This window comes from Candidatus Hydrogenedentota bacterium (genome assembly GCA_012730045.1).
Classification (GTDB): domain Bacteria; phylum Hydrogenedentota; class Hydrogenedentia; order Hydrogenedentales; family CAITNO01; genus JAAYBR01.
The window spans coordinates 1-13,435 of the sequence record JAAYBR010000133.1 but is presented as its reverse complement, the minus strand read 5'-3'; the positions used below and the strand labels follow the sequence as shown (position 1 = coordinate 13,435).

Below are 13,435 nucleotides of genomic sequence, written 5' to 3'. Positions count from 1 at the left end.
TGCCGGGAGGGGTGCGGCATGAATCCTCCCCGGGCAAAGCGGTGTCGCCGCTTCGCTCTGCCACCGCACTCCGCATAACAGACGGACCCGCCAAGGACGTGCGGGGGCTCCCGTGACATCTTATCCGGCGATCGGGGCAACCCAGGGCTGTCCGCACAGAACCAACATGCCCCAACAGGGGTGCCGAAGCCACGGCGGGGCATGCCGTGGCGGCCCTGTGGAAATGCGCGGTCACGGTCGTTTTTCGCGGCCCCCGCGCGGGCAAGCCCACGCGAGGAACGGCGGCAGCAAGCTGCCGCACTCCAAGGCGCTGCGCGCTGTGCGGACCCGGGGCTGCGGGGATGGGCGCGGCCTGGCCTGGGAATGAGGCGCCAATGGGACTATCCCTGAAAGGGCAGCCGAAATTCGCATGTCTGAAAAAAGACGAGGCAGGCGGGACGCCAGCGGTACGGGGCACCCCGTCGGCCCTCCTCGTATCGCTGGCGTCCCGCCGGCCCTGTCCTTGGGTGCCCGTCCCCATTTCGGCTGCCCCGTTGGGGCATGATTCTTTCTGTCCGGACAACCCAGGGCAGGCTTGGCCCTTCAAGCGGCGGCCTCCCCTGGGCCATATTCGGCAACGCTTTCAGCGTTGAAGAGGGCAAGAAACAGGGGACTAAAGAACTCTTTGTCAGGAAGGGTGGACGGATCTTAGTGCGATTGCCCTGCCCGCCAGGGGAACTTTCCGCCGCGGGGTGTGTTAAACTGGCCACAGCAAGGAGGTCTTGCATCCATGGGAAGAGGACGCCGCAACGGCATCGGTCCGGGACGCGTGGTGCTGGTGTGCGCGCTGGCTGCGGGAACGGCGGGCATCTTTCTTTTCGCGCGATCGGGCGGGCTTGAGGAGGCGCATCGCCGCCTCGCGGCCGCCGGACTCCTCCCCGCAGCCCCTTCCCCCTCCAGTCCGGTGGACGCATCCGGACAGTCCGCGGCGCTTGCCGCACCGGCGTCCGCCTCTGAAGCGCCGCCCGCGCCGGACTCGGACGGTGAGGCGGTGTCCGACCCCAGCGCCCCGGAGTTCTTGGACTCCGTGGTGGACGGCGCCGTGGCGTCCATGCTGGCCGGCCCCGACAAGGACGGCGATCCGAAGAAAGGTGCGGGCGCGGCGGCGAAGTCCTCTTCCCCCGGCGGCGGAGGCCCCGACGCGGGGGCACCGGACACGGCGAAAAACGCCGAAAAGAAGGCCAAGTCCAACGTGAAGGCGCTGGCGGCGCAATCCGGCGCGATGACCGCCGAGGCGGTGGCGGCCATGAAGGCCGGCCGGTTTGACGAGGCCATGGGCCTCCTGGAGAAAAGCCTGGAACTCGACCCCGCCAACCGGCAGTCCTACCAGACCCTGGCGACGCTGAGCAGGCGGCTGGGCCTTGCGGACCAGGAGCTGGCCGCCTATGACCGGTGGATGGAGGCCCTTCCGAACGACGCAATGGCGCGCTACATGGCCGCGCAGGCCCACACGCGCAACGGGTACGACCAGGAGGCGGTGGCGCGGCTGCGGGAATTCCAGGCGATGAACGCCGGGGACCCGCGCGCCTATCCGATGGCTGCGGACCTCTACCGCAAGCTGGGCATGCGCGCGGAGGAGGGCGCGGCGCTGCAGCAGTGGGCCGCCGAAACCCCCTCGGCGCCCGACGCCCACCGCGCCCTGGGCGACTATTACCGGCGCATGGGCGACTACGGCGCGGCGCTCGGGGAGTATGAGACGACGGCGGCCATGACGCCCAACGACCCCGCCGCCTATCTCCAGATGGGCAACACCTACCGCCGCCTGGGCCAGTATGAGGACGCGCTCGCGCAATATGAGCAGGCGGTGGCGCTCCGCCCCGGCAACCTGTCCGCCCTGTCCCAGCTCGCCGAGACCCAGCGGCAGGTGGGGGATTACGCGGCGGCCATCGCGTCGTATGAGCGCGTCATCGCGGCCGAGCCGGGCTCGCAGCAGGCCGCCGGGGCCGAACGGAGCATCACACGCATGGAGCGCGACCTTGCCCGCGGGGCGCAGCCCGCCAAGCCCAGGAAGCCGAAGAGCCGTTGAGCGCTCATTCCGGCGGGGAGGGCTCCTCCGGGGCATCGTCCGCGTCCGCGAGGCTCTCCCCGGTCTCCTTCACCTGCGCGAGGCTGACATTCTCCGCCGACAGGCACCACACCCCGACCACCACCACGGGAAACATGTTGAGCAGGTGGGCCATGATCGCCATGGCGCGGGCCTCGTCCACGTTCATCGCGGGGTTCACCAGCAGCAGGCTGCCCGCGATGGCGACATGATAGGGGCCGATAAAGCCCGGGGGCCCCGGCAGGCTGATGAAAACGGCCAGCAGGGAAAGGGTCACAAAGGGGGCGTACCAGGGCACCTCCAGGCGCAGGGCCATGAAGGCGCACCAGTTGGTCAGGGCGAAGACCGCCCAGAGGACCAGGCTGATTCCACAGGCGCGGGCCATCCGCCAGGGCGACCGCACCACGGCCATGCCCGACGTGAAATGGTCGGCCAGCGCGGTGAGCCGGGCGGCCAGGGCGGGGGAAAAGGGCCCCACCGTCCGCTGGAGCACCCTCGCGGCCAGACCGCGGGAGGCGGCCAGCACGAAGGCCCCCGTTAACCCGACCACAATGGCCGCCGCCGCGCCGAGGCAGGCCCGGCGGATCAGAACGGCGGAGATGGGGCCGGCATACAGGCCGCGCATCTCCTCCGGCAGGTAGATCGCCTCGGTGGGATGGAAGAAGGCCACGGTGAACACCAGGGTGCCCGCCAGGCCGACCAGGTCGGTGATCCGGTCCACGGCCACAAAGGCCAGTGACTTCGACACCGGAATCCCCGTGCCCCGGGAAAGGACCACGGCGCGGATCACCTCGCCCAGCCGCGCGGGCAGCACGAAATTGGCGAAGAAGCCGATCTGCGTCGCGTTGAAGAGCTTCATGAACGAGGGGGCCGGGTCCACCGCCACCAGCGCCCGCCACCGGAAGATGCGCACGAAAAACGAGGCCAGGACCAGCCCGACCGCGGCGGCGAGCCACAGCAGGTCGGCGTTGCGCACGACCCGGCCCACCTCGGCCCAGTTGGTGTCCTTGAACAGCCACCACAGCAGCACCGCGCTCACCGCGAGTCCGACCACGAGCTGCGCCTGCCGTCTCATGCTGCGATTCTTCACTGCATTCCCGTCATGAGTTCCACCGCCGCCCCCGCGCCGCAAGTATACACCAGTCCGTTTCCCCGGATGGAAGCGCCGGGGGCGCGGGGACTACAATGCCCCCATGTCCGAAGACCTTTTTGAACACAGCGCGGCGGACCGCCTGAAGCGCGAGGCGCCCTTGGCGCGGCGCGTGGCCCCGCGCTCGCTGGACGACCTGGCGGGCCAGGAGCACATCCTGGGCCCGGGCAAGCCGCTGCGGCGGGCCATCGAGGCCGACCGGGTCACCTCGCTCATTCTCTACGGCCCGCCGGGATGCGGGAAGACGGCGCTGGCGCGCCTCATCGCCATGCGGACCAAGTCGGTGTTTGAGCCGCTGAACGCGGTGACCGCCGGGGTGAAGGAGCTGCGCGAGCTGATCGCGGCGGCCCACCAGCGGCGCATCCACACCCAACAGAAGACGATTGTGTTCGTGGACGAGATCCACCGCTTTAACCGCGCCCAGCAGGACGCGCTCCTTCCGGACGTGGAGAACGGCAAGATTGTCCTCATCGGCGCGACGACGGAGAACCCGTTCTTCTCCGTGGTGTCCCCCCTCCTCTCCCGCTCGCAGATTTTCGAGTTCCGCAAGCTGGAGGAGGCCGGCCTCGTGCGGCTGCTGGAGCGGGCGCTGGCCCATCCCGAGCGCGGGTTTCCCGAAGTCACGGTGGACGCCGCGCCGGAGGCGCTGGCGCACATCGCGCGGTATGCCGAGGGGGACGCGCGGCGCGCGCTGAACGCCCTGGAGGTGGCGCTGCTGACCACGCCGGTCGAGGACGGCCGCCTGGTGATCTCCGCGGAGGTCGCCGGGGAGTGCATCGCCCGCAAGATGCTCCACTACGACGGCACGGGCGACGAGCACTACGACGCCGCCTCTGCCTTCATCAAGAGCATGCGCGGGAGCAACCCCGACGCGGCGCTGTACTGGATGGCGCGCATGCTGGAGGCCGGCGAGACGCCCCGCTTCGTGGCGCGCCGCATCTGCATCGCCGCGGCGGAGGACGTGGGGAACGCCGACCCGACGGCGCTGGTGACGGCGACGGCGGCCTGGCAGGCCTGCGAGTTCATCGGCATGCCGGAGGCGCGGATCATCCTGGCCCAGGCGGCGACCCATGTCGCCTGCGCGCCCAAGAGCAACGCCGCCTGCGCCGGCATAGACGCCGCCCTCGCCTTGGTGCGCGAGGAGCGCACCCCCGACGCGCCGAACCACCTGCGGGACACGCATTACAAGGGCGCGAAGCGGCTGGGCCGCGGCGGGGGCTATAAATACCCCCACGACTTCCCCGGCGGGTATACCCCGCAGGAATACGGGGTGGACCGGGGAACCTTCTACCACCCGACCGACCGGGGCCACGAAGCCCGCATCCGCGCCTATCTGGAAAGCCTTGACAAACGCGACAGGGAAGAAAAGGAGCCGGAAGACTGATGACTGAACCGGACACGCGCCCCCTCCCCTCCCCCGCCCCCTCCCGGCGCCGGCCTTTTCTGTGGGGCTGCCTGGCGGGCTCGGTGCTCACCGTGGCGGCCCTGGCGGGCGGCGTGCTGGCCGCGTCCGTGATCTTCGAAAAGCAGATCATCGCCGCCAAGCGGGCAAAACTCGCCCCCCCGCCCGTCACCCTCGGCGTGCAGGCCGACTTCTCCCTGTCGCTGGCCAAGCCTGACGGGACCGCGGGCACGCTGGAGGAATTCCGGGGGCGCCCGGTCTTCCTTCATTTCTGGAGCCCCAACTGCCCCGGATGCCTGGCGGAACTGGAGGGGCTGAACGCCCTTTTCCAGCGGACCGGGGGGGCGGAGGTCGGCTTTGTGTCCGTGGCGCTGGGTGATGAGGAAGACGTGCGCCGGGCGCTTGCGGGGTATACGGCGGCGTTCCCCGTGTACCGGCACGAGGGAACCCTCCCCGCCGTATACGGCTCCGGAGTCCCCTCCACCTTCATCATTGACCGGAACGGCGCCCTGGCGCTTAAGCATTCCGGCCCCGCCAAGTGGGACGATCCGTCGGTGGCGGCCCTCCTTGATGTGCTGGCCTCCGCCCCCGGCGCGCCGGAGCAACAAGAAAACCCCGCGTCCGGGGGGCGCGGGGTTTCGGAGGATGGGTCAGACGCCCGGGCCGGGTGTGCCGCCCGGGCGTCCGGGTCGTTATCACATGCCGTCGGGATTGACGGTGACAATCCGCCAGACATCGGCTTCCTTCTTCATGACCAGCTCGACACTGATGGATCCGGGAGGGCCCGAAAGGTCAACCGGGTACACCGAGGCGGTGCCGTCGTCGTTCTTGGTGATTTCCATGTCCACGATGGAGACTTCGCCATCGTCGGCATAGCCGGCGTCCACGCCCATCTGCAGCATCTCGCGGGCCTCTTCCTTGCCCCCGGCGAGCTCCGGGTGGGTGAAGTCCTCGGAGAAGGTGGTCAGCAGCATTTCGATGTCCTTGGCCTCGAGGGCCGTCTTCACCGTCGCGACCGTCTCCTTGATCAGGTCATCATCGCTCTTCTTGGGGGTCGTGGCGCACCCGGCCACCAGCCCCAGCATCAGCCCGCAGATCAGCAAACGCACGCACATCCTGGTCATGATCAACTCCTTTTGTTTCAACAGGTTGGGTTCCACCCGCAGCTCCCCCTGCGGCCCCCCCAAGGGACCGCCGGTGAGCGGCGCGGCTATTGCCTAGCGTAACAGACCCGGGACTGCGGGGAAAGGTTTCACGGCCCGCCCATGGGGCTCCCGGGCCACCCGAGGATGCCGACGAGGGGCACAAACCGGCATTCAAAGACGCGGCGCAGCCGCAGGACGCCGCCGGTTTTGCGGCCGTCGACCAGCCACTGGCTTTCGGGGGGGCCGACCGGGGCCACGATCCGCCCACCCTCCGCCACCTGCGCCGTCAGCGCCTCCGGGAGGTCCGGCGCGCCGGCGGCCACGAGCACGGCATCATACGGCGCATGCTCCGGCAGGCCCGCCGACCCGTCCCGCAGCCACGTCCGCACATTTGCCATGTTCATCGCCGCCAGCCGTTCGCGGGCCGTCTTACACAGCTCGGGAAGGCGCTCCACCGTGTGGACCTCCCGGGCCAGCAGCGCCAGCACGGCAGTCTGGTAGCCCGACCCCGTGCCGATTTCCAGGACGCGGTCCTCCGGTCCGGGGGCGGCAAGCTCGGTCATGCAGGCGACAATATAGGGCTGGCTGATGGTCTGTCCGTGGCCGATGGGGAGCGGCCGGTCCTCGTAGGCCCGGTCTTCGAGGTCTTTCGGCACAAAGAGGTGCCTGGGCACGCGGCCCAGGGCCGCCAGCACCCGGCCGTCCCGCACGCCCCGGGCGGCGATCTGGCGGAGCACCATTTCCCGGCGCATGCCTGCGAAAAGTGCTTCATCCCCGACAAACCCGTCTTCCGCCGGCGCCGGCGGGAAAGGCCCCCCCCTCCCGGCGTCCGGACACGGGGGCTGGTTCGTCGAAAAACCCTGATTCTGCAAAGTTTGACACCTCCGGGCGTCACTTGATAGAATATCACCCCGCCGCGTTTCGCGGTAAATTTTTTTTCAAAGGAGCATGTTGGCAATGAGCAAAAAACAGGTGATGAAACAGGGCGTTTCGTACGTCCAGCCGGATCTGGCGGAGGAGCTTGAGCAGCAGTTGGCGGCCAATAACATGGACGCGCTGCTGGGCGAGACCCCCCAGAATTTCCGCGAAGGCGAAGTGGTCCGGGGCCGCGTGGTGGACCTGACAGACGACCGCGCGCTGGTGGACATCCGCTACAAGAGCGAGGGGATTGTTCCGAGCACGGAGTTCTCGCCGGGCGACCAGATTGAGGTGGGCGGCGAGTACGATTTCTACATTGACGAGCCCGAGAACGAGATGGGGATGCCGATTCTTTCGAAGATCAAGGCGGACCGCATCAAGAACTGGGAGCACGTTCAGGCGGTGTACGACCAGGACGGCGTGATCGAGGGCGTGATCACCCGGCGTGTCAAGGGCGGTCTGAAGGTGGACATCGGCATAGACGCGTTCATGCCGGCCAGCCAGCTGACTTTCCGCCCGACGGGCGACCTGTACAAGTTCATCGGCGAGAAGATGGAGTTTAAGATCATCAAGCTGACGCGCCGCCGCCGCAATGTGGTGGTGAGCCGCCGCAAGCTGCTCGAAGAGCAGCGGGCGGGCGAGAAGCGCCGGCTGCTGGAGACGATCCACGAGGGCGCGCTGATCGAGGGCGAGGTGAAGAACATCACCGACTTCGGCGCGTTTGTGGACGTGGGCGGCATTGACGGCCTGCTGCACGTGACCGACATGAGCTGGGGCCGGGTGAAGCACCCGTCGCAGATGCTCCAGGTCGGCCAGCAGATCGAGGTGAAGGTGCTGACCTTCGACCCGAAGACCGAGCGGATCAGCCTGGGCCTGAAGCAGAAGTCCGAGAACCCCTGGATCACGGCCGAGGACCGGTACCCGGTCGGCTCCATCGTGCGCGGCCGCGTGGTCAGCATGACGGAGTACGGGGCGTTCGTGCAGCTTGAGGACGGCATTGAGGGCATGGTCCACGTCAGCGAGATGAGCTGGACGCGGCGCGTGCGCCACCCCAACGAGATCCTGCAGCTCGACGAGGAGGTCTTCGTGATGATCCTCAGCGTTGACGGCAAGGAGGAGAAGATCGCGCTGGGCATCAAGCAGACCCAGCCGAACCCCTGGAAGCAGCTGTCGGAGAAATACCCGCTCGGCTCCAGTGTCAAGGGCATCGTGCGCAACCTGACGGACTACGGCGCCTTTGTGCAGATCGAGGACGGGATTGACGCCCTCCTGCACGTCAGCGACATGTCCTGGACCAAGAAGGTCACGAATCCGGTCGAGGTGCTGGAGAAGGGCCAGGAGGTCGAGGTGCAGGTGCTGAACATAGACCCCGAAAACGAGAAGATCAGCGTGGGGCTCAAGCAGCTCATGCAGGACCCCTGGCTGGAGGTCATCAAGGACCTTCCGGTCGGCGCGCATGTCGAGGTGGAGATCGCGAAGCTGGTCAGTTTCGGCGCCTTCGCCCGCCTGATGAACGGCATTGAGGGGCTGATCCACGTCAGCGAGCTTTCCAGCGACCGCGTGCAGAAGCCCGAGGAGGTCCTTAAAGTCGGGGACAAGGTGATGGCGAAGGTCATCAACATCAGCCCCGTGGACCGCAAGATCGGCCTGAGCGTCCGCGAGTACCACCGCGACATCGAGCAGGGCAACCTGGCCGACTATGGCAAGAGCGGCGGCTCTGTGGATGTCAACGCCGCCATGCGCGGCGCGGTGCCCGCCGGCATGATCCAGGCGGGCCGCAGCCTCGAGGACGTGGCGCATGAGCTGATGATGGCCGTCAGCCGCGTGGAGGCGGCGAAGGCCGCCGACCGCGTGGAAGAGGCCGCCAAGGCCGCCGCGCTGGAGGCCGAAACCGCACAGTCCGAAGACGCCGCGGCCGGGGAGACCCCCGTGTCAGGCGTAGAGGAAACGCCCGCGGACGACGCGGCGCGCGACGCGGAGCCGGCCGAGTAACCGCCCGGCCCCCCGCGACACAGGAAACGCAAGCGCGAGCGCCGTTGCAGACCCGGGCGCTCGCGCTTTTCCATATCCGGGGTCCCGGCGGGCCGAACCCGCCCCGGCCCGGGCCTGAAAGCAGCAGACCTCCGGAACTTACCGGAACACAGGAGCCTTAGAAGACCATGAACGCACCAAGGAAGTCAGGAAACCACCCGATGGCCGGCGCCCCAATGACCGGCGCGGAGATGGTCATCCAGGTGCTGGCGGACGAGGGGGTGGACACCATTTTCGGCTACAGCGGCGGGGCCATCCTTCCCACCTATGACGCCGTTTTCCGCTGGAACCGGTCGCACCCCGGAAACACCATCAACCTTGTGGTCCCCGCGAACGAGCAGGGCGCCGGGTTCATGGCGGCGGGCTACTCCCGCGCCAGCGGCAAGGTCGGGGTCTCGCTGGTGACCTCGGGCCCGGCCGCCACCAACAGCGTCACACCCGTGCGCGACTGCATGGCGGACTCGGTCCCGATGGTGCTCATCTGCGGCCAGGTGGCCCGCCCGTCCATCGGCACGGACGCCTTCCAGGAGGCCCCGGTCTTCAACATCATGAGCGCCTGCGCCAAGCACGTTTTTCTCGTGAAGAACGAGGCGGAGATCGAGGAGACCATGCGCACGGCGTTCTTCATCGCGCGCACCGGCCGCCCCGGCCCCGTGGTGGTGGACCTGCCCAAGGACGTGCAGAACTGGCAGGGGGTCTTCAAGGGCGAGGGGATGCTGCCGCTTTCGGGCTACCAGGAGCGCCTTGCGCGGGTCACGGAGTCCGACATGCCCAGGGAGGTCTCCCGCGAGTTCTTCCGGCTGCTTAAACGCTCGAAGCGGCCGCTCCTCTACGTGGGCGGCGGCACCGTCGTCTCCGGCGCGTCGGAAATCCTGCGCAAGTTCATGAAGAAGTTCCAGATCCCCGCCGTGACGACCCTCATGGGCATCGGCGCCGTGGACACGACGGACCCGCTGTGCCTGGGCATGCTCGGCATGCACGGCACGGCTTACGGCAACTACGCCGTGGACGACTGCGACATGCTCATCTGCGTCGGGGCGCGCTTTGACGACCGCGTGGCCGGGGTGCCCCGCGAGTTCGCGAAGAGCGCCGTGGTCGCCCACATTGACATAGACGCCGCGGAGATCGGCAAGGTGCGCCGGGCAGACTGGCGGCATGTCGGCGACGCGGCCCGCTCGCTGCGCGCCCTGATGGACGCGGGGAGGGACCACAAGCCCGACAACACGAAGTGGCTGGAGCATGTGGCGCGCCTGAAGGCGGCGCACCCGCAGGGTTTCAACCGCGAGAGCCGGCTGGTCCAGCCGCAGGCCGTGCTGGAGGCCCTCAACAAGATCACCAAGGGCGACGCCATCATCACCACCGGCGTCGGCCAGCACCAGATGTTCACCGCCCAGTACATGGACTTCCACAAGCCCCGCACCTGGCTGACCTCGGGCAGCATGGGCACCATGGGCTTCGGGCTGCCCGCCGCCATCGGCGCGCAGTTCGCCTGCCCCGGGAAGCTCGTGATTGACGTGGACGGCGACGGCAGCCTGCGCATGAACATCGGCGAAATGGAGACCGCCACCACCTACGAGGTGCCCGTGAAGGTGCTCCTGCTGAACAACCTCGGCGACGGCATGGTGGTCCAGTGGCAGTCCCTCTATTTCGACGGGCGCTTCTCGGGCACCGACAAGGCCCTCCACCAGAAGGACTTCGTGAAGGCCGCCGAGGCCGACGGGTTCAAGTTCGCCCGCCGTGTCACCGGCTATGACGAGCTTCAGGAGACCCTGGAGGCCTTTGTGAAGTTCAAGGGCCCCGCCTTCCTGGAGGTCATGACGGACAAGAACGCCTTCGTCTACCCGATGGTCGGCCCGGGCATGGCCTACCGCGACATGCTCACGGGCCCCCATATCACGAGCCGCGAAGCCGGCCCCTCGACGGGAACCCTGGACACGTCCGACAGTTTCTGACACGCATCCCGCCCCCGGAACGGCCCGCAGGCGGTTCCGGGGGCTTTTGTTCACCCCGCCCCAACCCCAGGAGCATCCCGATCAAGTTTGAAACACTGGCCGTCCACGCCGGGCACGGGCCCGACCCGGCCTTCGGCGCCGTCATGCAACCCATCTACCAGGTGTCCACCTTCGCCTTCAAGGGATTCGGCGAGCCCGGCACCTACGACTACACGCGCTCGGGCAACCCGACCCGCGCCGCGCTGGAGGCCTGCCTCGCCCAACTGGAGGGCGGTGTCCGGGGCTTCGCCTTCTGCACGGGCATGGCGGCCGAGGCGACGGCCCTGGGCCTGCTCTCCGCCGGGGACCATGTGATCGTCCACGATGACCTCTACGGCGGCACGTACCGCCTCATGACCACCTTCGCCGCCAGCCACGGCATCCGTGCGGAGTTCGTGAACCTGCGCGACCCGGACCGCCTGCGCGCCGCCATCCGCCCCGAGACGCGGCTCATCTGGACCGAGACGCCCACCAACCCCATGATGAACCTGCTGGATCTGGCGGCCATCGCCGGCATCGCCCGGGAGCGCGGGGTGCTTACGCTCTGCGACAACACCTTCCTCTCCCCTTACTTCCAGCGGCCTCTGGACCTGGGCATTGACATCGTCCTGCACTCCACGACGAAGTACATCAACGGCCACTCCGACGTGGTCGGCGGCGCCCTGGTCACGCGCGACGAGGCGCTTGGACAGCGCGTCGCCCTGCTGCAAAACACCCTCGGAACGGCCGAGTCCCCCTTCGACTGCTTCCTCGTGCTGCGCGGCGTGAAGACTCTTCCGCTGCGCATGGAGGCGCACCACCGCAACGCCCTGGCCGTCGCCCGTTTCCTGGAGGCCCACCCCAAGGTGTCCGCCGTGCTGCATCCCTGGCTGGAAAGCCACCCGCAGCATGACCTGGCCAAACGCCAGATGACCGGATGCAGCGGGGTCTTCTCGTTCCGCGTGGACGGCGGCGGCGGGGCGGCCCGCAGGCTCCTGGAGGCGGTCCGCCTGTTCACGCTGGCGGAGTCGCTGGGGGGCGTGGAGTCCCTCATCGAGCACCCCTGGACCATGACCCACCTCTCCATGCCGCCCGAGGCGCGGCTCGGCGCGGGCATCACGGAGGACCTCATCCGCATCTCCGTCGGCCTGGAACATCCCGACGACCTGATTGCGGACCTCGCCGAGGCCCTCGACCGCGTCTGACGCGGCCGGCGCGCACCCCATGGCACGGATGGATCCGGAACAGAAACTGCGGCGCGTGAACGGGGCCCTGCCGAAAGTGCGGGACCTCGTTCAGGAGTGCCGCGCCTGCGGGCGCGCCTGCGGCGCCGCGCGGACCGCCGGCGGCACGGGTGCCTGCCGCGCGTCCTCCGCGCCCGGCCATGTCCGGTATGCCGCCGCCGTCCGCCACTTCGGCGAGGAGCCGATGCTGGTCGGGCGCGGCGGGTCCGGCACGGTCTTCTTCTCCCATTGCAGCCTGCGCTGCGTCTTCTGCCAGAACCACCAGATCAGCCAGGCGGGCGACGGCGCGGAACACACGGTGGCCGAACTCGCCCGGGCCTTTCTGGACCTGAGGGCGGAGGGCGCCGAGAACATCAACCTGGTCACCCCCACGCAGTGCATCCTGCCCATTCTGGAGGCCCTGCGGGAGGCGTATGCGGCGGGCCTGGACGCGCCGCTGGTCTACAACACCAACGGCTACGACGCCGTGGAACTGGTGGAGGCGCTGGCGGACGTGGTGGACGTCTGGCTGCCGGACCTGAAGTACATGGACCCGGAGCCCGCGCGGCGGTACTCCGGCACGGCGGACTATCCGGAGACGGCGCGGGCGGCCCTGCGGGCCATGTGGCGCGCGGCCGGGCCGCTGCGGGTGGACAGCGATGGGAAAGCCCTCGGCGGGGTGATCCTGCGCCATCTCGTGCTGCCGGAAAACGTCTCGGGCACCTACGACATGCTGCTGTGGCTCCACGACGAGGGCATGACGGACATCACCCTGGGCCTCATGAGCCAGTACACCCCCCGCCACCGCGCGGCGGAGCACGCCGAGATCGCCCGCCCCCTCGCCCCCAGGGAGTACAACGAGGTGGTGGACTACGCGGTCTCCCTCGGATTCGAGCACCTGCTGGTCCAGGAGATGGAAAGCCAGGAAACCTACCTGCCCGATTTCCGAAAGGATCACCCGTTCGAGGGGTAGACAGGGCTTCCCCGAAGAAATGGCGATGCGTCGGCGCACAAGGTTTGCTTCTGGGCTTTCTGATTCGGGTGAATGGCTGGGAAACCGATACTGCGGGGGGCGGTGGCCAAGAAATGGCTCAGGGCAACCGCACTGAAATGCCCCTCGAGAAGTGGCCACCAGCGGCATGAGCGGTCCTCGGTCATGCGCTTTTGTCTTTGTTGTCCCAACGGGACATCCGCATATAGCCCAGGCCAGGCCGCCGCCCGAAGGGCCAGGCCTGCCCTGGGTTGCACGTCCCAAAGCACTTCTTGCCCTGAAAGGGCATCCGAAATTTGCACGCCGGGAAGAAGACAAGGCAGGCGGGACGCCTGCGGTACGGAACCGCGTCCTGCAGGTCTTCTTCGTACCGCAGGCATCCCGCCTGCCTTGTCTTTGGGTGCCCGCCGGTCTGGAAGGCGCAAGCGAGCTTGCGCACTCCAAGGCGCGCTCCGCGCGCGTCGTGAGAGGCCGACACACACACCCTCACAGCCCCGGCGTTGCACAGCGCGAAGCGCCTTG

Annotated in this window: 9 protein-coding genes; 7 read left to right on the top strand and 2 right to left on the bottom strand. The window is 68.3% G+C overall.

The genetic code is table 11. The features are described 5' to 3' along the window. Positions 1-769: 769 nt before the first annotated feature. A complete protein-coding gene (locus GXY15_14465) occupies positions 770-2,065 on the top strand; it encodes a tetratricopeptide repeat protein (GenBank protein NLV42412.1) in 1,296 nt (431 codons plus the stop codon). Between the two features lie 4 nt (positions 2,066-2,069). Here GXY15_14465 and GXY15_14460 read toward each other — a convergent pair whose 3' ends face one another. Beyond that, entirely contained in the window at positions 2,070-3,158 is a 1,089-nt protein-coding gene (locus GXY15_14460) for a flippase-like domain-containing protein (GenBank protein ID NLV42411.1), read from the bottom strand. Positions 3,159-3,276: 118 nt separating this feature from the next. On the opposite strand from GXY15_14460, the gene GXY15_14455 reads away from it, so the two are divergent. Continuing rightward, positions 3,277-4,617, top strand: a complete 1,341-nt coding sequence (locus GXY15_14455) for a replication-associated recombination protein A (GenBank protein NLV42410.1) — start codon at positions 3,277-3,279, stop codon at positions 4,615-4,617. 83 nt (positions 4,618-4,700) lie between these two features. Beyond that, the gene (locus GXY15_14450) at positions 4,701-5,861 is read left to right on the top strand and encodes a TlpA family protein disulfide reductase (protein NLV42409.1); all 1,161 of its coding nucleotides are present in this window, start codon (positions 4,701-4,703) and stop codon (positions 5,859-5,861) included. 26 nt (positions 5,862-5,887) lie between these two features. Here the strand turns inward: GXY15_14450 and GXY15_14445 are convergent, their stop codons facing one another. Then, complete coding sequence (locus GXY15_14445) at positions 5,888-6,520, bottom strand: protein-L-isoaspartate(D-aspartate) O-methyltransferase (GenBank protein NLV42408.1); 633 nt, start codon at positions 6,518-6,520, stop codon at positions 5,888-5,890. A gap of 208 nt (positions 6,521-6,728) precedes the next feature. On the opposite strand from GXY15_14445, the gene GXY15_14440 reads away from it, so the two are divergent. From GXY15_14440 to GXY15_14425, 4 genes are all read left to right on the top strand, one after another. Next, positions 6,729-8,690, top strand: a complete 1,962-nt coding sequence (locus tag GXY15_14440) for a 30S ribosomal protein S1 (protein NLV42407.1) — start codon at positions 6,729-6,731, stop codon at positions 8,688-8,690. Positions 8,691-8,905: 215 nt separating this feature from the next. Continuing rightward, positions 8,906-10,681, top strand: a complete 1,776-nt coding sequence (gene ilvB / locus GXY15_14435) for a biosynthetic-type acetolactate synthase large subunit (GenBank protein NLV42406.1) — start codon at positions 8,906-8,908, stop codon at positions 10,679-10,681. An 80-nt stretch (positions 10,682-10,761) separates the two neighbouring features. Then, complete coding sequence (locus GXY15_14430; protein NLV42405.1) at positions 10,762-11,904, top strand: PLP-dependent transferase; 1,143 nt, start codon at positions 10,762-10,764, stop codon at positions 11,902-11,904. Between the two features lie 19 nt (positions 11,905-11,923). Continuing rightward, entirely contained in the window at positions 11,924-12,895 is a 972-nt protein-coding gene (locus GXY15_14425) for a radical SAM protein (GenBank protein NLV42404.1), read from the top strand. The last annotated feature ends 540 nt before the right edge of the window (positions 12,896-13,435 follow it).